General features: G+C 64.5%; 13 protein-coding genes and 3 tRNA genes. 5 read left to right on the top strand and 11 right to left on the bottom strand.

The annotated features are described in order from the left end of the window. Positions 1-36: 36 nt before the first annotated feature. From tssM to M8A51_RS09665, 3 genes are read left to right on the top strand one after another with little or no spacing between them, the layout of a single operon-like run. Positions 37-3,858 carry a type VI secretion system membrane subunit TssM gene (tssM, locus tag M8A51_RS09675; RefSeq protein WP_251778013.1) on the top strand — a complete coding sequence of 1,274 codons (3,822 nt, stop codon included), beginning with the start codon at positions 37-39 and terminating at the stop codon, positions 3,856-3,858. Continuing rightward, entirely contained in the window at positions 3,855-4,841 is a 987-nt protein-coding gene (tagF, locus tag M8A51_RS09670; RefSeq protein WP_251778012.1) for a type VI secretion system-associated protein TagF, read from the top strand. The genes tssM and tagF overlap by 4 nt, the downstream gene beginning before the upstream one ends. A 7-nt stretch (positions 4,842-4,848) precedes the next feature. Next, entirely contained in the window at positions 4,849-5,649 is an 801-nt protein-coding gene (locus M8A51_RS09665; RefSeq protein WP_251778011.1) for an OmpA family protein, read from the top strand. A gap of 52 nt (positions 5,650-5,701) precedes the next feature. On the opposite strand, the gene tssA is transcribed toward M8A51_RS09665, so the two are convergent. The 3 genes from tssA to M8A51_RS09650 all read right to left on the bottom strand — a co-directional run bounded on the left by tssA (position 5,702) and on the right by M8A51_RS09650 (position 8,511). Beyond that, entirely contained in the window at positions 5,702-6,784 is a 1,083-nt protein-coding gene (tssA, locus tag M8A51_RS09660; RefSeq protein WP_251778010.1) for a type VI secretion system protein TssA, read from the bottom strand. 157 nt (positions 6,785-6,941) lie between these two features. After that, a tRNA-Cys gene (locus M8A51_RS09655) sits at positions 6,942-7,015 on the bottom strand. Positions 7,016-7,569: 554 nt separating this feature from the next. Next, positions 7,570-8,511: a LysR family transcriptional regulator gene (locus M8A51_RS09650; protein ID WP_251778009.1), complete on the bottom strand. Its 942-nt coding sequence runs from the start codon at positions 8,509-8,511 to the stop codon at positions 7,570-7,572. Between the two features lie 138 nt (positions 8,512-8,649). Here M8A51_RS09650 and M8A51_RS09645 point away from each other — a divergent pair, with 138 nt between their 5' ends. Next, positions 8,650-9,522 (top strand): MBL fold metallo-hydrolase, encoded by an 873-nt coding sequence (locus M8A51_RS09645; protein WP_251778431.1) that lies wholly within the window; start codon positions 8,650-8,652, stop codon positions 9,520-9,522. Positions 9,523-9,619: 97 nt separating this feature from the next. After that, complete coding sequence (locus M8A51_RS26505; protein WP_368408537.1) at positions 9,620-10,021, top strand: DsbA family protein; 402 nt, start codon at positions 9,620-9,622, stop codon at positions 10,019-10,021. Positions 10,022-10,744: 723 nt separating this feature from the next. Here the strand turns inward: M8A51_RS26505 and M8A51_RS09635 are convergent. The 8 genes from M8A51_RS09635 to M8A51_RS09600 all read right to left on the bottom strand — a co-directional run bounded on the left by M8A51_RS09635 (position 10,745) and on the right by M8A51_RS09600 (position 21,381). Continuing rightward, a tRNA-Gly gene (locus tag M8A51_RS09635) sits at positions 10,745-10,820 on the bottom strand. Between the two features lie 118 nt (positions 10,821-10,938). Then, entirely contained in the window at positions 10,939-13,365 is a 2,427-nt protein-coding gene (lon, locus tag M8A51_RS09630) for an endopeptidase La (RefSeq protein ID WP_251778008.1), read from the bottom strand. A gap of 88 nt (positions 13,366-13,453) precedes the next feature. Further along, the gene (gene clpX, locus M8A51_RS09625) at positions 13,454-14,728 is read right to left on the bottom strand and encodes an ATP-dependent Clp protease ATP-binding subunit ClpX (RefSeq protein ID WP_251778007.1); all 1,275 of its coding nucleotides are present in this window, start codon (positions 14,726-14,728) and stop codon (positions 13,454-13,456) included. Between the two features lie 159 nt (positions 14,729-14,887). After that, entirely contained in the window at positions 14,888-15,496 is a 609-nt protein-coding gene (gene clpP / locus M8A51_RS09620; RefSeq protein WP_280926064.1) for an ATP-dependent Clp endopeptidase proteolytic subunit ClpP, read from the bottom strand. A gap of 124 nt (positions 15,497-15,620) precedes the next feature. Then, positions 15,621-16,928, bottom strand: a complete 1,308-nt coding sequence (gene tig, locus M8A51_RS09615) for a trigger factor (protein ID WP_251778006.1) — start codon at positions 16,926-16,928, stop codon at positions 15,621-15,623. 22 nt (positions 16,929-16,950) lie between these two features. Then, positions 16,951-17,037: transfer RNA gene (locus tag M8A51_RS09610), tRNA-Leu, on the bottom strand. Positions 17,038-17,094: 57 nt separating this feature from the next. Beyond that, positions 17,095-20,241 carry an efflux RND transporter permease subunit gene (locus tag M8A51_RS09605; RefSeq protein WP_368408536.1) on the bottom strand — a complete coding sequence of 1,049 codons (3,147 nt, stop codon included), beginning with the start codon at positions 20,239-20,241 and terminating at the stop codon, positions 17,095-17,097. A 15-nt stretch (positions 20,242-20,256) separates the two neighbouring features. Next, the gene (locus M8A51_RS09600; RefSeq protein ID WP_251778005.1) at positions 20,257-21,381 is read right to left on the bottom strand and encodes an efflux RND transporter periplasmic adaptor subunit; all 1,125 of its coding nucleotides are present in this window, start codon (positions 21,379-21,381) and stop codon (positions 20,257-20,259) included. Positions 21,382-21,446: the final 65 nt, after the last annotated feature.

Below are 21,446 nucleotides of genomic sequence, written 5' to 3'. Positions count from 1 at the left end.
CGCCACCGTCAACGTTAGCCTTATCCCGTCCGAACCATGCGAAGACTTCGAGACTACCTGCTCGACCCCAGAGTCCTGGGACTGATCGGCCTCACCGCGCTGGCAGCCTTTTTGCTGCTCGGCGCCAGCACGCTGCAACTCGCCTTGTTCTGGGTCGCGATCGTCCTTGGCGCCGGCGGGCTGGTGTGGCTGGTGGTCTGGGGGGTGCGCCGCCGACGTGCGAAGCGCGCCGCCGAAGGGCTCGAACAAGCATTGCAGGAGCAGGCCGACCGCGCCGTAAAGAATGCCCCCAAGGCGCAGCGCGGGGAAACCGAAGCGCTGCGCGAGCGCATGCTCGAAGCTGTCAAGACGATCAAGACCTCACGCCTGGGCGAGACGTCCGGCACCGCTGCGCTGTACGAGCTACCGTGGTACATCGTCATCGGCAACCCCGCCGCCGGTAAAAGCTCGGCGATTGCCAAGTCGGGCCTGCAGTTCCCGTTCGCCGACAACAGCGGCGCGATCATCCAGGGCATCGGCGGCACTCGCAACTGCGACTGGTTTTTCACGACCGAAGGTATCCTGCTCGACACTGCCGGGCGCTACTCGGTGCACGAGGAGGACCGCAATGAATGGCGCGGCTTCCTGTCGCTGCTGAAGAAGCATCGCTCCAAGGCGCCGATCAACGGCATCCTGATCGCCGCCAGCCTTGCGGAGCTGTCCGGCAACAAGCCCGAGTTCTCGATCCAGCTCGCGAAACAGCTGCGACAGCGCGTCCAGGAACTGACCGAGCAGCTCGAGGTGTTCGCACCGGTCTATGTGGTGTTCACGAAGGCCGACCTGATCTCGGGCTTCGTCGAATTCTTCGAAGACCGCGATCGCGCCGAACGCGACCGTGTCTGGGGCGCCACCCTGCCCTACGCCGCCGACGGCAAGATCGATGCGGTCGGAGCGTTCGAACAGCATTTCGACAAGCTGTACGAAGGCCTGAAAGCGTCGTCGATCGCTCGCATGTCGCTGCATCGTGGCGAGCAGCTGCCTCCCGGCGTGTTGACCTTCCCGCTCGAGTTCTCGTCGCTCAAGCCGGTGCTGCGCACCTTCCTGACGACGCTGTTCGAGGAAAACCCCTACCAGTTCCGTCCGATCTTCCGGGGCTTCTATTTCACCAGCGCGGTGCAGCAAGGAGCCTCGACCAGCCGTTCGAGCGAGCGGGTCGCGCAACGCTTTGCACTGCAACTGCAGGCGGGCACCACGGCAGCGGTGTTTTCGCAGACTGGCTTTTTCCTGAAGGACTTGTTCTCCAAGGTCGTTTTCGCCGACAGGCAACTCGTCAGGCAGTATGCGAGCCGCACCAAGCTGCGCTGGCGCTACGCCGCCTTCTTTGGCGGTGTCGTCGCGCTCGGGCTGGTTCTGTCGGCCTGGACTTGGTCCTATGTCGGCAACCGGCAACTGGTCGAAAACGTCCAGGCCGACCTCGACAAGGTGGTCCGGCTGCAAGCCGACAAGACCGACCTGCAGTCACGGCTGGAAGCACTCGAAGTGCTGCGCGACCGCCTTGCGCAGCTGCAGGCGCACCGCGACAACCGGCCATGGTCGTTGAGCCTGGGCTTGTATCAGGGTCAGCGCATCGAGGAGCAACTGCGGCAGGAATACTTCGCGGGCGTCCGCGAAGTGCTGCTGCAGCCCGTTGCAACCAGCATCGAGAGCTATCTGACCGAGGTGAACGTCAATGCCGACCACCTGCAGCCCTTGCCGCCCGGCGCCGAACCGTCCGCGTCAGGAGCTTCGCCCCCCAAGCCGGTCAGCGTTCGTGCACAAACCGGTTTCACGCCGTACACCGCGGCGTCTGCGTCGAATGTGACCGATGCGTACAACGCGCTGAAGACCTACGTCATGCTGGCCGACCCCACCCGTGCAGAAGCCGGTCACCTCAGCGACCAGTTCACCCGCTTCTGGCGTGGGTGGCTCGAGATGAACCGGGGCTCGATGCCGCGCGAGCAGATGATCCGCAGCGCCGAAAGCCTGATCTCGTTCACGATCACGCAGCTCGGCGACCCGGACTTCCCGCAGGTGCAGAACAACCTGGCGCTGCTCGACCAGACGCGCGAGAACCTCCGCCGCGTGGTCAAAGGCATGCCGGCCCGGGAACGCGTGTACGCCGAGATCAAGGCGCGCGCGTCGACCCGCTATGCGCCGGTCACCGTCGCTCGCATCGTCGGCGACGTCGACAAGGACATCGTCGCAGGCAGCTATGCCGTCTCGGGCACGTTCACGCGCGCGGCATGGGACGACTATGTGCAAAGCGCCATCAAGGACGCCGCCCACAAGGAGCTGCAAAGCGACGACTGGGTGCTCAAGAGCCGGCTCAACGACGACCTCACGCTCGAAGGAAGCCCGGAGCAGATCCAGAAAGCGTTGATCGCGATGTACAAGACCGAATACGTGCGCGAGTGGCAGAAGTTCATGCAGGGCGTCACGGTGCAGCAGTTCGGCAGCTTCGATCAGGCCGTCTCCCGCATGAATCGTCTAGGCGACCCCGCTGCCTCGCCGATCGGGCGCCTGATGCAGACCTTGTACGACGAAACTTCGTGGGACAACCCGTCACTGCTCAACGAGCGGCTCGATCGCACCCAGAAAGGCTTCGTCGCCTGGTTCAAGCAGACGATCCTGCGTCAGGCGCCGCCACGCATGCAGCTTGATGTGAACTTGAACGCGGGCCAAGCCGAAGTCCCTGTCGGGCCGATCGGCAAGGAGTTCGCAGGCCTCACGCGGTTGATGATGGCGCGCGACAACACCCCCACGCTGATGCGCAACTACCTGGAGGCATTGGCCAAGGTGCGCAGCCGCTTCAACCAAATGAAGAACCAGGGCGACGCCGGACCAGCGAGCCGTCAGCTGATGCAGCAGACCCTGGAAGGCGGAACGTCCGAGCTTGCCGAAGCGCTTCGGCTGGTCGACGAGCAGATGCTGAACGGCATGACCGATACCGCCAAGGCCACGCTGAGACCGCTGCTGGTGCGACCGCTGATGCAGGCCTACGCCGTTGTCGTGCCGCCTACCGAAGGCGAACTCAACCGGGTCTGGCATGCGCAGGTGTACGAACCGTTCCAGCGCACGCTCGCGAACAAGTACCCGTTCTCCCGCGACGCCAAGACCGAGGCAACGCCGACCGACATCGCGAAGATCTTCGGGCCCGAGGGCGCGATTGCGAAGTTCTCGGAGCAGACGCTGGGGCCGCTGGTCACCCGCCGCGGCGATACCTTGACGTCGCGCACCTGGGCCGAGATGGGCGTGCGTCTGCGGCCCGAGTTTACGACGCAGTTCTCAAGCTGGGTTGCACCGCTGTCGGGTGCCAGCGCGGCCGCCGGCAGCGCCGCGGCGACGGAACCGCAGACCGTCTTCCAGCTGCTGCCGCAGGCCGCGCCCGGACTCACCGAATACACCGTGGAGATCGATGGCCAGGTCATGCGTTACCGCAACACCGCGGCGAGCTGGACGCATTTCGTCTGGCCCTCGACACAGGGCGCGCCCGGCGTGCGCGTCACCGGCGTCGCCTTCGACGGCAGCACCGTCGAGTTCGTCAACCACCCAGGTCGCTTCGGCCTGGAGAAAATGGTCAACAGCGCACAGCGGCGCAAACTGCCCAGCGGCCTGCATGAACTGAGATGGACCCAGGGCAACCTCGCCGTTGCGGTGCAGTTGAAGATCATCAGCACCCCGAGCTCCCCCGCACCTGCACCTGCGCCTGACAGCGCCGGCGCGTCGTCCGGCACTGCCCTGCGTGGTGCCGTCCTGCCCGGTCTCGTCGCCGGCGACCCCTCCTCCACCACGCCGGGCGGTACCCCGGCGGCAGCCCCCAACGCAGGAACAGCGCCATGAGCCCGCAAAGCGTTCCCGTGAATCTCGTCTACTTCGGCAAGGTGCCGTCGCGCGGTGACTTCATCCGCAGCGCCAACCATACCTCCCTCATCCACACACTCGATCACTGGTTGTCCCAGACGATCGAACTGATGGCAACTGACCCGCGCTGGAAGATCGTCTACGACGACGCGCCGCCGGTGCAGTTCGCCTTTCTCGGCTCGCGCAGCGCGGTCGGCTTGGCGGGGCACCTGATTCCCAGCCAGGACAGCTCCGGCCGGCGCTTCCCGTTCATCACGGCCGGCTCGTTCAACGTGCAGGAGCCACCCGAGTTCATGGCGCGCAGCCCGCTCGCGCTGACGCGGTTGTGGACACGCTTCGAGAATTCCACGCGTCTTGCGCACGCAGCATCCGACGTCTCCGAGGTCCAGGAGCAACTCGCACACACCAGCGTCGATCTCGAGATCGCCCCCCGAGCTTATGAGGCCAATTTCGTCGACTTCCTCGAGATGCAGAGTCTGGGCAGCGTCGAACAGATGCTCGAACAAGCCGGGCATCGGATCTCGCTGCGCCAGACCATGCTTGCGCTCGGCATGCTGCTGCAACCGGTACTTGCCCAAGGCGCGGCGCGGCTCGACAAGGGGCTGGTGCTGCCGCTGGTCAATGACCCGCTGTACCGCCCTTTCGTCGCCACGCTGTGGCTCGAACTTGTGGTGCGCTTCCTGAGGCGCGGCGATTTCGAACTGGCCGTCTTCGTGACCCGATTGCAGGGCATGCCATCGCTGGTGATCGGCTTCAACGGCGCTTCGCCGCGCACGCTGCGCGCCGTGCTCGACGTCCAGGCCTGCGGCAATGACAACGTCGAGTTCACGCAGAGTCAGTGGGTCGAGGACTACGTCGACGAAGACTACGGCATCAAGAAGCTGTCGAGCTACCTGCGCGAGCCGCAGTTGTCGCTGCGGCAGGCGGTGGACACCTACCACGAAGCATTTCTCGGGGAGTAAAGAGACGATGAAGGCACGACACTTCATGCAGTGGTTCGGCGGCATCGCAACGCTGCTGCCGGCCCTGGTGTGGCCGCAGCAGCACGCCGCCACCGTCACGCCGGGCTCCGCCGCGCCGAATCAGGTGGTCGCCACGGGCACCGTGCCCGATGAAGCGACGCGCGCCACCGTGCTGCAACGTCTGCGTGAGGTTTACGGCAGCGACCGCGTCGTCGACCAGATCTCGGTGGGCGCAGTCGTCGCACCACCGAACTGGGCCGGTTACGTGCAGAAGATGTTGGGGCCCGATCTCAAACAGGTCAGTCGCGGCGAGTTGTCGATTCAGGGCAACCAGATCGATCTGAAAGGCGAGGTCGCCAATGAAGCCGTGCGGCAACAGGTTGCGAGCACGATGGCCACCAGCCTGAACCCGACCTACACGATCCGCAACGGGCTGCGCGTTGCGGCGAGCGAGCAAAACCTGATCGACGATGCCTTGCGCAATCGCCTCATCGAATTCGAGCCGGGCAGCTCAGTGATCAAGCCCGAGGGGCTGCGCATACTCGACGAAATGTTGCCGACGCTCGCCAGGATGTCGGCACGCAAAGTCGAGGTGATCGGCCATACCGACGCCATTGGTGCGCGCGACGCGAACATCGCCCTGTCGTTTGCCCGTGCAGACGCCGTGAAGGACTATCTGCAAAGCAAGGGCATTGCCGCCTCTCGCATCAGCGTCTCCGGCGCCGGGCCGGATCGCCCGGTCGCAAGCAACCAGACGGCCGAAGGACGTGCCCGCAACAGGCGAATCGAGTTCCGCATCAGTCAGTGAGCCGGGCGGGTCGTGCGCGCCCGGTGGGGCCGACAACGCCGTGTGACCGCCGTCAAGCCGGCGTGTCGGGGTTCGCCGCATCCAGCCCTAGCAGTTCCTCGACGTGGGACAGCGCGCCAGGGTCCTTGAGCACCGTGCGCAGCCACTGGTGCAGCGGCATCTCGCCCCAGTGCGCCGCCTTGTCTGCCAGATAGGCCACAGGGCTATGCGGCTCGGTGCGACGGAAGTAGTCGGCAACCTCACGCAACTGAAGCAATGCCTGTGCGCGCGATCGGATCGGGCCGCCCGCCCCCGCCGTCGACGCGGCGAGCTGCGCGACCTCGCCTTCTGCCGTCGCGGCGCCTCCTGCCACAGCGAGCGAATAAGCCGGGGTCGGGGTCACGACGGCTCCTGCCTCTTTTGCCAAACGCTCGATATCGTGCACTGCAGAGGACAGTGCCTCGCGCGCTGCGGAGAAGCTTGGGCCTGCGTCACCCAGGCGGTTGTCGACGATCTGCTGCAGCCTGTCCAAGGCTGTCTCGCAGCGACGCGCCGCCGCCAATGTTTCCAGCAGCCAGGGCTTGGCAGTATCGCGCAGCGCTCGCATGTAGCGCTCGAGCGTGATGCGGTCGTCGGCGAGGCGCTCGGCCTCGTCGGGGTGCTTGTCGATCTGTGTCTGCAGCGCCCGCGCCGAGGCAAGGTCGACCAGCGTGAAACTACCCGCCGCTGCCTGCGTCACGGGAAGCAGTTGAGCGAGATAGCTCACGCGTTGCAACAGCCAGCCCAGATTGCCGATGCGCTGATCCCATTCGCCGTCTTCGTCAAGCGGGTGCATCTCAAGCCAGTAGCGCTCGCAAAGCTGCGCACCGAGCTCCAGCCCCTCGGCCAGGCCGGCATACCCGCGATTGCGCGCGGCTGCATCACACCACCACATCGCCAGGCGGAGGTCCTTGGTCTGCGTCTGCAGCAGCTTGGCAGCCAGGGCCTCGACGCCTTTCCAGTCCGCCACCTTCAGCGAGGTGACCCATGCGCCCTGATCCAGGCTCGGGTCGTCTTCGCGCCGCATCTCCTGAATCGCGTCGAATTCCGGAGAGAACGACATGTCGCGGCCGCACGGCAAGGGTTCGGAGATTGGGTCTAGCAGATTCGCATCCATGGGCAACAAGCTACTCAAAACGTGCGCAAGGATACCGAAGCGACCCCTGCTGCGCCGCTACAAAGTGATTCCCGGAGGCCCTCATCCAGGGGGCATGCGTTGCGTACAGCAGGCGCACCCTGACTGCAAAAGAAAGGAAATCGGGGAAGGAAAGAGATGGAGGCGGAGGCCGGAATCGAACCGGCGTGGACGGCTTTGCAGGCCGCTGCATAACCACTTTGCTACCCCGCCCTGGGGTGCTGCCGTCTGCGAAGACCACAGATGCGACAGAGGCCGTGATGGTACCAATGAAAAAGGGAAGCTGCTTGGATCAGAGATCTGAAGAAGCTTCCCTTCGGGACTTGGAGCGGGAGACCGGACCGGTACTCCTGCGCCAACTCCTTGTCAGCGTCCAACTTTATTCTGTTTGGGCACGGCCCATGCGCCGAATTATGTACTAACCGGACAATGGCCCGCAACCGGAGCAGCTTTTCAGTCTATACCGAGCCATGGAGTTCCAGCCATCTCTTTGTGCCTCAGCGTGGAGCGCGTGCCAGCTCCCGTGCTCGGCCACGACCCGGCATCCACCCGCTGGGTTGCCAACGCGATCCTTCCGTTCGTGTTTGGAATAGGGCGCTCGTCGCGGCGCTGCGCGACGAGCGCGTGCTGATTCTCGGCAGCGGCAACGTGGTGCACGACCTGCGCAAAACGATGCGTGGCCACGCACCGACCTTGCGCGGCATGGGGCAGCGGGCCATGCGCTGCGTCCAGTGCTCCTGACCGCATGGGAGGGCTCGGCGCTGCACTCAGCCCGTGGAAGACGCAGAAGGGGACGCTCGTCGACCGGTCGCACCCCGATCCCAGGGCGCCGCGCTCCCGCCAAACCGCTGCGCCAGGAAGTCGATCAGCAGCCGCAGCGCCAGGGGCAGATGCTGCCGCGAAAGAAAGATCGCATGGATGCCCAGCGGATCCGGCTCCAGGCTGGGCAGCACACGCTTCAGGCGCCCTTCGCGCAGGTCGGCACCCACCAGATAGGTCGGCAGGATGGCGATGCCCGCGCCCGCCAGCGCCGCGCGCCGCAGCACCGCGGTGTCGTTGGACGTAAAGGCCTCGGTGCCCGCCAGCTCTGCCGGCCCCGCACCGACGCGAAACTGCGCCGTGGTGACCAGCGCATGATTCAGGCAGCGATGCCCGCGCAAGTCCTCCTCCCTGCGCGGCGTGCCATGCGCCTGCAGGTACTCGCGCGAGGCGCACAGCGCCGAACGGCACGTGGCCAGGCGTCGCGAGATCAGTGTGGGCTCCAACGTGTTGGTGATACGCACGGCAAGGTCGATTCGCTCGGCGGCAAGATCGACACTGTGCTCGGCAGTCAGAAGCGAGGCACTGACCTTGGGGTGCAGTCGCTGGAACTCCACCAGCGCTGCCGCGAGCTGGGCCTCGGCGAACGAAGGTGAACTGGCCACTCGCAGCCGGCCGCTGGCTTCGCGACCCGCCGCCTGGGCCCGGCTCTCCACGTCCTCTGCCGACTCCAGCAGATGCCGGCACGACGACAGCGCCGACTCTCCGGCATCGGTCAGGCTGATGCGGCGCGTCGTGCGGTGCAGCAGCCGAGCATGGAGCCAGGTTTCCATGGCCGCCAGGTAGCGGCTGACCATGGCCGTGGACATGTCCAGGGTGTCGGCGGCTCGGGTCAGGCTGCCTTGTTCGACGACGGTGATGAACACGCGGGTAGCGGTGAGGCGATCCATGAGTGAGCCGATTCGATTCCGACGATATTCGCAACAAGCATTCTACTTAAGTTATGTTTATCTATCCGATTGACGGAAATAGAGTGTGAACACCCATCCACTCCACTGCAAGAGGCCGCCGTGTCGAACCCGATCAAGTTGTTCCGCCAGTTGGTCCCGGCTTTGACGCTGGGCGTGGTCGCCGCCGGCGGCGCAACGGCCCAAACCGCCGCGCCGCTCACGGTAACCGTCTACAACGCCAACGCCCAGAGCTTCCACGTGAACGCCGTGGTGGTCAGCGGCAAGACCGAGGCCCTGGTCATCGATACCGGCTTCACACGGGCGGATGCACTGCGCGTGGCGGCCAACGTGCTGGACAGCGGCAAGACGTTGAAGTCCATCTTCATCAGCAACGCGGACCCGGACTTCTACTTCGGCGCCGAAACGCTCAAGACCATCTTCCCGCAGGTGCAGGTGCTCACCACGCCTGCCGTGCGCGAGAAGATCCAGGCCAAGCTAGCTGCGAAGATGGCCGTCTGGGGCCCGAAGATGGGTCAGAACGCGCCCAAGCAGCCGATCGTGCCGGACGTGCTGGACGGCGCCACGCTCACGGTGGACGGCGAAACCCTTGAGGTGCGCGGCACCATGGGCGAACTGGCCGCGCGGCCCTATGTCTGGATTCCCTCGATCAAGGCCATCGTCGGCAACATCGCGATATTCGGCAATCTGCACGTGTGGACGGCCGATACGCAAAAGGCGAGCGAACGCCAGGCCTGGCTGGCCCAGCTCGACGAGATGCTGATCCTGCAACCCGCGCTCGTGGTGCCGGGTCACATGGCCGTCGGCACCCCGCAGGACGCAAGCACCATTGCCTACACACGCGACTACCTGAAGCACTTCGAAGCCGAGCTGCGCCAGGCCGCGAACAGCGCCGCCTTGATCGCGGCGATGCGCAGGGCCTACCCGCAAGCCGGCCTGGGCGTGGCACTGGACATCGGCGCCAAGGTCAACAAAGGCGAGATCAAATGGTGAGGATCGCCGAGCGTTGGAGCGTCGTGGCAGGGCCGTTCCCGCCAACGCGCCCGACCAGCGGCCGATGGACTGATCGGGATGTGCCATGAGCCGGGCAATGCTGCACTACATCTATGACCCGTTCTGCGGCTGGTGTTCGGGCGCCGCACCGCTCGTGAAGGCGGCCCGCGAGGTGCTTCCGGTGCGAGCGCACGGCGGGGGCATGATGGCGGGCGCGCAGCGCCAGCGCGTCAGCGCCGGGCTGCGTAGCTACGTGCTGCCGCACGACCGTCGGATCGCCCTGCTCACCGGCCAGCCGTTCGGCAAGGCCTATGCGGAAGGCCTGCTGCACGACACGACGGCCGTGTTCGACTCCGAGCCGCCCACCGTGGCCGTGCTGGCCGCCGAAGAGGTGTCGGGGCACGGCCTCGACCTGCTGGCGCGGCTGCAGGAGGCTCACTATGTCGAAGGGCAGCGGATCGCGGACGATGCCGTGCTGGAACAACAGGCGATCGCCTAGGGTCTGGAAGGCGGCGCGTTCGTACGAGCGTTGCGACGCATCAAGGCGGCGGAGGTGGCGATCCACATCGCCGCCACGCGCACCTTGATGGCGAGAACGGGCGCGACCGGAGTCCCCGGTTTTGTGCTCGAAACGCAAGGCACCTGGAGCCGCGTCGATGCACAACGCTTCCTCGGCCGGCCACAGGCCTTTGCCCAATGGCTGCGCGAGCGCGCGCCTTCGACGGCGGCAGCCCGGCCAGCGCAAGCCCAAGGATAGGGACAGGCTGTCTACCTGACCAGGGGCAGTCCAAACGTCGGAACACGGCTTCAAAGGTCCTCTCAGCAGCGCGATGCGCCGCAACCCAATCTCTCTTCCGCTGCTCACGGGGATCAATGCCTTGAGCGACCAGGGCGCAGGGGCTCACAAACAACAATAGGCCGTCGGTGTCGGGCAGCGTGTAGTTCCGGACCGTCGTGCGAGCTTGGCGGAGCGACGTACCGGTGAGTGGCATCGAACATCTCCGGGTCTCGTGAGTTGAGAGGAGGAGATGTACCGATGAGGCGAAGCGCGCGCGGCTCTCAATGTGGTCCAGCGGGCGCCCCCGATTGATGTACCAATAAATATACTACCGAGCGGTGGCTGAGCCTGGCTGCGGGTAGAACTCGCCAGACGAAAAAAGGGACCAAAAGTCCCTTTATTCAACAACTTACGGACTTCTGTGGAACTCCGTAGATCGGTATTTGGAGCGGGAGACGAGTCTCGAACTCGCGACCTCAACCTTGGCAAGGTTGCGCTCTACCAACTGAGCTACTCCCGCATGGTTCCAGCTTCGCTTCGGTTTGACGTTTTGGTGAACGTCTTGCGTTGCGCTGAAGCTCACATTCTATGCCATTTTTTTGCCACCGCGCAAGGGGTGCGCGGCGGCTTTTTTACTTTCAGTGCTTCAGCACCTCGGTGGACACCTCGGCCGCGGGCGCTCCGTCTTTCGCTGCCGCCTCGACCTTTGCCGGCTCCTCGTCGGGCAGCGGGGCCGGTTTGGCCTCGAGTGCGACGTCCAGCACCTTGTCGATCCACTTCACCGGAACGATCTCGAGATGGCTCTTCACGTTCTCGGGAATGTCCTGCAGATCCTTGACGTTCTCTTCCGGAATCAGCACCGTCTTGATGCCGCCGCGGTGCGCCGCCAGCAGTTTTTCCTTCAGGCCACCGATCGCGGTCACCTCCCCACGCAGGGTGATCTCACCGGTCATCGCCACGTCGGCTCGCACCGGAATGCCGGTCAGCGCCGAGACGAAGGCCGTCGTCATCGCAATACCGGCACTCGGGCCGTCCTTCGGCGTCGCGCCATCGGGCACGTGGATGTGAATGTCGCGCTTCTCGAACAGCTCGTCCTTGATGCCCAGGCGGCGCGAGCGGCTGCGGACCACGGAGCGCGCGGCCTCGACCGACTCCTTCATCACGTCGCCCAACTGGCCCGTACGGATGATGTTGCCTTTGCCGGGCATTACCGCCGACTCGATCGTCAGCAGATCGCCCCCGACTTCGGTCCACGCAAGCCCGACCACCTGCCCGACCTGATTGTCCTTTTCCGCTTGGCCGTACTGGTAGCGCCGCACGCCAAGGAACTCGTTCAGGTTCTCTTCGTTGACGACGACCTTGCCTTCGTAGGTCTTGAGCGTCAGGCCCTTGACCACCTTGCGGCAGATCTTGGAGATCTCGCGCTCGAGCGACCGCACGCCGGCTTCGCGTGTGTAGTAGCGAATGATCCCGCGAATCGCGGCTTCGGTGACCTCGAGCTCCTCGTCTTTGACGCCGTTGTTCTTCATCTGCTTCGGCAGCAGATAACGCTGGGCGATATTGACCTTCTCGTCCTCGGTGTAGCCCGACAAGCGGATGACTTCCATCCGGTCCAGCAGGGCCGGCGGGATATTCAGCGAGTTCGACGTCGCCACGAACATCACGTCCGAGAGATCAAAGTCGACTTCGATGTAGTGGTCGCTGAAGGTGTGGTTCTGCTCGGGGTCCAGCACTTCCAGCAGCGCACTCGACGGATCGCCGCGGAAGTCCATGCCCAGCTTGTCGATCTCGTCGAGCAGGAACAGCGGGTTGCGCGTGCCGACCTTGGTCAGGCTCTGCAACACCTTGCCGGGCATCGAGCCGATATAGGTGCGGCGGTGGCCGCGGATCTCGGCCTCGTCGCGCACGCCACCCAGCGCCATGCGCACGAACTTGCGGCCCGTGGCGCGCGCCACCGACTGGCCGAGCGAAGTCTTGCCAACGCCCGGAGGTCCCACCAGGCACAGGATGGGCGCCTTGACCTTGTCGACACGCTGCTGCACCGCGAGGTATTCGAGGATGCGATCCTTGACTTTCTCGAGACCGTAGTGGTCCTCGTTCAGCACTTCCTCGGCGTGTTCGAGGTCGTGCTTGATCTTGGTCTTCTTGGCCCAGGGCAGGTTGACGAGGGTGTCGATGTAGTTGCGCACCACCGTCGCTTCGGCGGACATCGGCGACATCAGTTTGAGCTTCTTCAGCTCGCTCTCGGCCTTCTTGCGCGCTTCCTTGGGCATGCGGGCAGCTTCGATCTTCTTCTCGAGCTCCTCGAGATCGGCGCCTTCCTCACCCTCGCCCAGTTCTTTCTGGATGGCTTTGACCTGCTCATTCAGGTAGTACTCGCGCTGGCTCTTCTCCATCTGGCGCTTGACGCGGCCACGGATGCGCTTTTCGACCTGGAGGATGTCGACCTCGTGCTCGAGCTGCTCAAGCAGGCGCTCCAAGCGCTCGGACACCGAAAACAGGTCGAGCACGGCCTGCTTGTTCTCGAGCTTGAGCGGCAGGTGAGCGGCGATGGTGTCGGCCAGGCGGCCGGCGTCGTCGATGCCCGCGATGGACGTCAGGATTTCCGGCGGAATCTTCTTGTTCAGCTTGACGTACTGATCAAACTGCTGCGTCACGGCGCGGCGCAGAGCCTCGATCTCGGGCGATGTGTCGACGCCCGGCGGCACCGGCTTGACCTCGGCGACGAAGTGCTCGCCGTTGTCGTCGATGCGCACGGTATTTGCGCGCTGCAAACCCTCGACCAGCACCTTCACGGTGCCGTCAGGCAGTTTCAGCATCTGCAGGATGCTGGAGACGCAGCCGACCTCGAACATGTCATCGGCCTTGGGCTCGTCCTTGCCGGCGGCTTTCTGAGCGACCAGCATGATCTGCCGGCCGGCTTCCATCGCCGATTCCAGCGCCTTGATGGACTTGGGACGCCCCACGAAGAGCGGGATCACCATGTGAGGGAACACCACCACGTCGCGCAGTGGCAGCAGCGGCAGCTCAATGGGATCGGGGGGCAAAACAGGATGTCCAGACATCGCAACCTCTCTTTCTCAAGCCCGATGTGAGGCTTGAGCGTTTCTTTACAAGATCAGCCGACGTGGACTGCAACGCTCACGCTGCCGTTCACGCGCTCGCCTTGGCCTGCTCGCGGTACACGAGCAGCGGCTTGGTGTTTTCCTCGATGGTGTGCTCGTCCACCACCACCTTCTGCACGCCGTCCATCGCGGGCAGATCGAACATCGTATCGATCAGCGCCTGCTCCATGATCGAACGCAATCCGCGTGCCCCGGTCTTGCGGGCCAGCGCCTTGCGCGAAATCGAGGCCAATGCCGACGGACGGATCTCCAACTCGACGCCGTCCATCGAGAACAGCTTCTGGTACTGCTTCACCAGCGCGTTCTTCGGCTCGGTGAGGATCTGGATCAGGGCGTCTTCGGTCAGTTCGCCCAGCGTCGCGACCACCGGCAGGCGGCCAACCAGCTCGGGGATCAGGCCGAACTTGATCAAGTCTTCCGGCTCGACCTCGCGGAACACCTCGCTGACCTTGCGTTCGGTCTTGCTCTTGACCATGGCACCAAAACCGATGCCGGACTTCTCGGAGCGGTTCTGGATCACCTTCTCCAGTCCGTCGAAAGCGCCGCCGCAGATGAACAGGATGTTCGTCGTGTCGATCTGCAGGAAGTCCTGATTGGGATGCTTGCGCCCGCCCTGCGGCGGTACCGACGCCATCGTGCCCTCCACCAGCTTCAGCAGCGCCTGCTGCACGCCCTCGCCGGAGACGTCACGCGTGATCGAGGGGTTGTCGGCCTTGCGCGAGATCTTGTCGATCTCGTCAATGTAGACGATGCCCCGCTGCGCCTTTTCGACGTCGTAATTGCAGTTCTGCAGCAGCTTCTGGATGATGTTCTCGACATCTTCGCCGACGTAGCCCGCTTCGGTGAGCGTGGTCGCGTCGGCAATCACGAACGGCACGTTCAGAAGCCGCGCCAGCGTCTGCGCCAGCAACGTCTTGCCGGAGCCGGTCGGGCCGATCAGCAGGATGTTGCTCTTGGCGAGCTCGACCTCATCCTTCTTGCCGGCGCCACCCATGTGCTTGAGCCGCTTGTAGTGGTTGTAGACGGCGACCGACAGGGTGCGCTTGGCAGGGTCCTGACCGATGACGTACTGGTCCAGGATGCTCTTGATCTCGGACGGCACCGGCAGATCACCCCGGGAGGTCTTGGAGTCGGCCCCTTCAGACGGTACCTCGTCTCGGATGATGTCGTTGCACAGGTCGATGCATTCATCGCAGATGAACACTGACGGGCCGGCAATGAGCTTCTTCACCTCGTGCTGGCTCTTGCCGCAAAAGGAGCAGTACAGGACTTTCTCGCTGGAAGAGCCTTTTTTCTCGGGCATGGGCGTCTTGAGGGCTGGGTTCTGAGGGGGATGATAAGTCAAATGAAAACGGGGCCTTCGGTGGGAAAAAGGCCCCGTTGCGCGCCCTGTTTTCCCTTACCAAATACCGCACGGTCTTTCACGTGGCGAGGCAGGGAATACCCGCTGTCGAGAAGGGGTTCAGCTTCGTTTCTCGAGCACCTGATCGATCAGACCATAAGTTTTCGCGTCGTCGGGTGCCATGAAAAAGTCGCGCTCGGTGTCGTTCTGGATCTTGTCCAACGGCTGGCCGGTGCGTTCCGACAGGATCTTGTTCAGGTTTTCACGCAGCTTCAGAATTTCGCGCGCCTGGATCTCGATGTCGGTCGCCTGGCCCTGTGCGCCCCCCAGCGGCTGGTGGATCATGATGCGGGAATTCGGCAGCGCGTAGCGCTTGCCCTTGGCGCCAGCGGCCAGCAGGAACGCGCCCATGCTAGCGGCCATGCCCATGCACAGTGTCGACACGTCCGGCTTGATGAACTGCATCGTGTCGAAAATCGACATGCCGGCACTCACCGAGCCACCCGGCGAGTTGATGTAGAGCGAGATGTCCTTGTCGGGGTTCTCGCTTTCCAGGAACAGCAACTGCGCGACGACGAGGTTGGCAGTCTGGTCGTTGACCGGCCCTACCAGGAACACCACACGCTCGCGCAGCAGGCGGCTGTAGATGTCGTAGGCGCGCTCGCCGCGGCCCGACTGTTCGATGACGATGGGCACCATGCCCAGGTTCTGCGTGTCCAGTGCGCTCATGGAATCCTTCCGATCGGTCTTCACGAATCTGGGGATGGATTATGGGGCGACAAGAGCGGCCCCGTAGAAACGACAAAAGGCGCCGGGGTGCCGGCGCCTTTGTCAGAGAACCAAGCGCGCTGGATCAGGCACCCATCAGTTCGTCGAACGGCAGCACCTTGTCGGTGACCTTGGCTTTGGCGAGCACGAAGTCGGTGACGTTGTTCTCCAACACCACCGCTTCGACTTCGGCCAGGCGCTGGTTGTCGCTGAGGTACCAGCGCACCACTTCCTGGGGCTTCTCATAGCTCTGTGCCAGCTCTTCGATGTGGGCCTTGATCTGCTCGGGCTTGGCCTGCAGCTCGTTGGTCTTCACCAGCTCGGCCACCACTAGGCCCAGGCGCACACGCTTTTCGGCCTGCGGCTGGAACACCTCGGCCGGGATCGGCGCGTTTTCGGCATCCTTGACGCCCCGGTTCTTGAGGTCGGCGCGGGCGCCGGCGACCATGCGGTCCACCTCGTTTTGCACCAGCGACTTCGGCAGGTCGAGTTCGGCTGCCTTGATCAGCGCGTCCATCACGGCGTTCTTGTTGCGTGCCAGCACACGGAACTTGACCTCACGCTCGAGGTTCTTCTTGATGTCGGCACGGAGCGCTTGCACGGTGCCGTCGGCGATGCCCAGCGACTTCGCGAAAGCCTCGTCGATCTCGGGCAGGTTCTGCAGTTCGACCTTCTTCAGCGTCACGAGGAAATCGGCTTCCTTGCCGGCCACGTCCTTGCCGTGATAGTCCTCGGGGAACTTCAGCGGGAAGGTTTTCGACTCGCCGGCCTTCATGCCGCGCACCGCCTTCTCGAACTCTTCGAGCATGCGGCCTTCGCCCAGGATGAACTGGAAGTCCTCGGCCTTGCCGCCGGCGAAGGCTTCGCCGTCGATCTTGCCTTCGAAGTCGATCGTCACGCGATCACCGTCGGTCGCGGCTTCAGCGGCCGGACGCTGGCCGAAGGTGCGGCGCTGCTTGCGCAGGATGTCCAGCGTCTTGTCGATCGCGGCGTCGGTCACCTCGGTGCTGGCGCGCTCGACTTCAGCCGTCGACAGGTCGGCAATCCTGACTTCCGGATAGACCTCGAAGGTGGCGTCGAAGGCCAGTTGCCCCTCGGGCGCCTCTTCCTTCTCGGTGATGCGTGGAGCGCCGGCGACGCGCAGCTGCGCTTCGGAAGCGGCTTGTGCAAAGGCTTCGCCGACCTTGTCGTTCATCACCTCGTACTGCACCGAGTAGCCGTACCGCTGCGCCACGATGCTCATGGGCACCTTGCCGGGACGGAAACCATCGGCCTTCACGGTGCGGGCCAGACGCTTCAGGCGGGACTCCACCTCGTTGTTGATGAGATCCGCCGACAGCGTCAGCGTGATCTTGCGTTCCAGTTTGTCGAGGGTTTCAACAGTCACGGCCATGGTGATCTCTCTCGTTTGAATGTGGTGCGCGGGGGGGGACTCGAACCCCCACACCATCGCTGGCGTCAGGACCTAAACCTGGTGCGTCTACCAATTTCGCCACCCGCGCAAATCAAAAGAGGGAAGCCTGCGCTCCCCTCCTGGGTAATTCGGCGAACCGGGTATTTTAGCCGGCTGTCGGGGCTGTGCTCTCGTCCTCGGGGCGTTTCACCCGGAACCAGGCGGCATACATGGCCGGCAAGGCCAGCAACGTGAGTGCGGTGGCCACGATCAGCCCCCCCATGATGGCCACCGCCATCGGCCCCCAGAACACACTGCGCGACAGCGGAATCATCGCAAGCACCGCTGCCGCGGCCGTCAGCACGATGGGCCGGAAGCGCCGCACCGCCGACTCGACGATCGCGGTCCAGGTCGGCACCCCGCGAGAACGGTCCTGCTCGATCTGGTCGATCAGGATCACCGAATTGCGCATGATCATGCCCATCAGTGCGATCACCCCGAGCATCGCGACGAAGCCGAACGGCCGCCCCAGCAGCAGCAGCGCCGCGGCCACCCCCACAATTCCCATCGGTCCGGTCAGGAACACCAGCACCGAGCGCGAGAAGCTCTGCAGCTGCAGCATCAGCAAGGTGAAGGTCAGGAACAGCATCAAGGGCACGTTGGCGAAGATGGACCCCTGCCCTTTGCTGCTTTCCTCGGCAGTGCCGGCCAGCTCGATGTGGTAACCCGGCGGCATGCGCGACTGCAGTTCCTGCATCTTGGGCCACAGTGCGGAGCTGACCGTGGGGCCCTGAACGCCTTCGGCGACGTCGCCTTGCACGGTGACAGCGAAGTCGCGGTTCTCACGCCACAGCACTCCGGGCTCCCAGGCGTAGCCGACCTTCGCAATCTGCGTCAACGGGATCGCCCGGCCGCTCGCCGTGGGCAGGTAGGCGTTGGCGATATCGGTGATCGCGTCGCGCTCGTCTTCCGGCTGTCGCAGCACGATGTCGATCAGCCGGTCGTCCTCGCGGTACTGGCCGATGGTGGTGCCGGTCAGGATGGTGCGCGAAGCTTGCGCGATGCTCTGGCTGGTGACACCGAGCGCGCGCGCCTTGTCCTGGTCGACCTCCAGCCGCAGCACCTTGACCGACTCGTTCCAGTTGTCGTTGACCTGACGGATGTCGGGGTGTGTACGCAGCAGCGCCTTGGCCTCGTCGCCCCACTTGCGCAGTTCTTGCACGTCGGAACCCATCACGCGGAACTGCACCGGGTAGGGTACAGGCGGGCCGTTGGGCAACAGCTTGACGCGAGTGCGCACCTCGGGGAATTCATTCGCCAGAATGTCCGGCAGGCGCTTGCGCAAGGCCTCACGCTGATCCAGGTCCTTCGGCAGCACGATGGCCTGGCTGACGTTGGTCTGCGGGAAGATCTGGTCCAGCGGCAGGTAGAAACGCGGCACACCGCTGCCGACCCAGGTCGTCACGCTCTCGACGCCGGCCTCCTTCATCACCCGCGCCTCGAAGCGCTTGGCGACCTCCTCGGTGGCCCTGAAGTTCGTTCCTTCGGGCATCCACAGGTCGACCAGGATCTCGGGCCGGCTCGAATCGGGGAAGAACTGCTGCTGCACCTTGCCCATGCCGACCACGCCGAGCGCGAGCATGCCGAGGGTCACGCCGATGGTGATCCAGCGGTGCTGCACGCACCAGTTCACCGCCGACCGGAAACGGCTGTAGAACGGCGTGTCGAACAGCTCGTGCGCCTCGCCCTCGACCTGGGGTTTGACCTTCAGCAGACGGGCGCCGATGTAGGGCACGAAATACACCGAGACGACCCACGAGATCAGCAGCGCCGCCGTGGTCACCGCGAAGATCGCGAAGGTGTATTCGCCGACGGTCGACTGCGCGAGCCCGATCGGCAGGAAGCCGACCGCGGTGATCAGCGTGCCCGTCAGCATCGGCATCGCAGTCACGTCGTAGGCGAAGGTCGCGGCGCGCATCTTGTCGTAGCCCTCTTCGAGCTTGCGCACCATCATCTCCACCGCGATGATGGCGTCGTCGACCAGCAGGCCGAGCGCGATGATCAGCGCACCGAGCGATATCTTGTGCAGCCCGACACCCCAGTAGAGCATTGTCACGAAGGTGATCGCGAGCACCAGCGGTATGGTGATCGCCACCACCAGGCCCGGCCAGACGTCGATGCGCAACGGGCGAGTATGCAAGCCCAGGCTGATGAAACTCACCGCGAGCACGACGACCACCGCTTCGAACAGCACCTTCACGAACTCGCCGACCGAACGCGACACTGCCTGCGGCTGATCCTGCACTCGGCTCATCTCAATGCCGACCGGCAACTCTTTCTGGATATCGGCCACCGCAGCACGCAGTCGCTCGCCGAGCGCGATGATGTCGCCGCCCTTGGCCATGGAGATGCCCAGCGCGATGACCTCCTGCCCCTGGTGACGCACCTTCACCTGCGGCGGGTCGACATAGCCGCGTCGGATCTCGGCGATGTCGCCGAGGCGGATGGTGTTCGCCGCACCGGTCGCAGAGTTGGTGGCCCGGATCGGCAACGCACGCAGGTCGGCTTCAGAATTGAACTGCCCCCCAATGCGCACCTGCAGGCTGTCGCCATCGGCCAACAGCACGCCGCTGCCTTCAACGGCATTCTGAGCGCCGATCTGCGCGATCACCTGGTTGAAATCGATGCCCATCTGCGCAAGGCGTCGCTGAGACACCTCGACGAAGATTTTTTCATCCTGGACGCCGAAGAATTCGACCTTTGCGACATCGGGCACCTTCAACAGCCGCTGGCGCACGCGGTCGGCGTGCTGACGCAATTCCTCGTAACTGAAGCCGTCGGCCGACAGCGCGTAGATGGAGCCATAGACGTCGCCGAACTCGTCGTTGAAGAAGGGGCCGACGACGCCCTGCGGCAGGCTGCCGCGCATGTCGCCAATCTTCTTGCGCACCTGGTACCAGACATTGGCCACCTCCTTCGGCGGCGAGGAGTCCTTGATCTGGAAGATGATCAGCGCTTCGCCGGGCTTGGAGTAGCTGCGGATCTTGTCGGCGTACGGCACTTCCTGCAGCGTCTTTTCGATCTTGTCGGTCACCTGCTCCGACATCTGCAGCGCAGTGGCACCGGGCCAGAACGCCCGTACCACCATCGCCCGGAAGGTGAACGGCGGGTCCTCATCCTGACCCAGCTGGAAGTAAGCCGCGGCGCCCAGCACCAGCAGCACCACCATCAGGTAGCGCGTCAGCGCCGGATGCTCAAGGGCCCAGCGGGAAATGTTGAAACGTGAGGTCGGGATGTTGTCGTTGCTGTTCACGAACGGCCCCGGGAATCAGTTCTGCTGCGCAGCGGCGGTGTCGGACGATGCCACGGCGGCGTCGCGGTACAAGCGGACCTTCTGCCCTGACGTCAGCACGTGCACGCCGGCCGTGACCACCACGTGGCCGGGCTGAAGCCCATCGGCCACCAGCACCTGATTGCCTTCGGCGCCGGCAACCTTCACCGGCTGCGGCTTCACCGTCATCGAGCCGGTATCAACCAGCCACACCGAACTTTTGCCCTGGTGCTCGACCAGCGCCGACAACGGCAGCTTGGACACGCCCGCAGCTTGCGGCAGATTCACCTGCACGGTGGCTGTCTGTCCGAGCTTGACGTCGGGTCGCCCGATGTCGGCCTTGACGAGATAGGTGCGGGTGACCGGGTCGGCAGCGACGGCCAGCTCACGCACCTTGGCGGGCAGCGGCTCGGCCTGATTGCTCCACAGCTTCACTTGCAGTTCCGCCCCCTGCTGGGCCAGCGCCTTGATGAGCCCGATCTTGTCCTCGGGCACCGAGAACACCACGTCCCGCGGGCCGTCATGGGCGAGCCGCAGCACCGGTGTGCCGGCACCGACGACCATGCCGGGTTCGGCCTCCACCGCGGTGATCACGCCCGCTGCATCGGCCGTGAGCGCCGCGTACGCGGCCTGGTTGCCTTGCGTTCCCGCCTGCGCAAGTGCCTGCTGGTATTGCGCCTGCGCCGACTTCAGCGCCGTCTCGCGGCGCTCGAGTTCGGCGGAGCTGATGAAATCCTGGTCGCGCAGTTCCTTGAAGCGCTTGAAATCTGCGCTCGCCTGATCCAGATTCGCCTTGGCAGCCGACAGCGCAGCCAGCGCAGCCTCCTGGCCCAGACGCAGGTCCTGCGGGTCGAGCTGGGCCAGCACCTCCCCCTTGTGCACGCTGTCGCCCAAGTCCACCGCGCGACGCACCATCTTGCCGGGCACGCGGAATCCAAGGCGCGACTCTGTCCGCGCACGGACCTCTGCCGCGTATTCGAGCGATGCAGAAGCGGTCGCGTCCGAGACCGTCAGGGTGCGTACCGCACGCACCGGTTCTGCGGCCGGCTGGGGTTTGGAGCAGGCCGCCAACGCGAGTGTGAGCGCGACGGGGGCAAGCAGGGTCAAGGAGAAGCGGCGCATGGAGGCATCCTTGGGGAGTGACAGAACCATTAACTGACTGACCGGTCAGTAATGTATGAGGGTTT

This window comes from Caldimonas mangrovi (genome assembly GCF_023721835.1).
Taxonomy (GTDB): domain Bacteria; phylum Pseudomonadota; class Gammaproteobacteria; order Burkholderiales; family Burkholderiaceae_C; genus Caldimonas; species Caldimonas mangrovi.
The sequence above is the reverse complement of the archived record's forward strand: the minus strand, read 5'-3'. Positions and strand labels throughout refer to the sequence as shown.

Excerpts from the sequence above, each read along its gene's own strand:
- tssA (WP_251778010.1), bottom strand. The coding sequence starts at position 6,784 with ATGGATGCGAATCTGCTAGACCCAATCTCCGAACCCTTGCCGTGCGGC.
- lon (WP_251778008.1), bottom strand. The coding sequence starts at position 13,365 with ATGTCTGGACATCCTGTTTTGCCCCCCGATCCCATTGAGCTGCCGCTG.
- clpP (WP_280926064.1), bottom strand. The coding sequence starts at position 15,496 with ATGAGCGCACTGGACACGCAGAACCTGGGCATGGTGCCCATCGTCATC.
- tig (WP_251778006.1), bottom strand. The coding sequence starts at position 16,928 with ATGGCCGTGACTGTTGAAACCCTCGACAAACTGGAACGCAAGATCACG.
- tagF (WP_251778012.1), top strand. The coding sequence starts at position 3,855 with ATGAGCCCGCAAAGCGTTCCCGTGAATCTCGTCTACTTCGGCAAGGTG.
- M8A51_RS09650 (WP_251778009.1), bottom strand. The coding sequence starts at position 8,511 with ATGGATCGCCTCACCGCTACCCGCGTGTTCATCACCGTCGTCGAACAA.
- clpX (WP_251778007.1), bottom strand. The coding sequence starts at position 14,728 with ATGCCCGAGAAAAAAGGCTCTTCCAGCGAGAAAGTCCTGTACTGCTCC.
- tssM (WP_251778013.1), top strand. The coding sequence starts at position 37 with ATGCGAAGACTTCGAGACTACCTGCTCGACCCCAGAGTCCTGGGACTG.
- M8A51_RS26505 (WP_368408537.1), top strand. The coding sequence starts at position 9,620 with ATGCTGCACTACATCTATGACCCGTTCTGCGGCTGGTGTTCGGGCGCC.
- M8A51_RS09665 (WP_251778011.1), top strand. The coding sequence starts at position 4,849 with ATGAAGGCACGACACTTCATGCAGTGGTTCGGCGGCATCGCAACGCTG.
- M8A51_RS09600 (WP_251778005.1), bottom strand. The coding sequence starts at position 21,381 with ATGCGCCGCTTCTCCTTGACCCTGCTTGCCCCCGTCGCGCTCACACTC.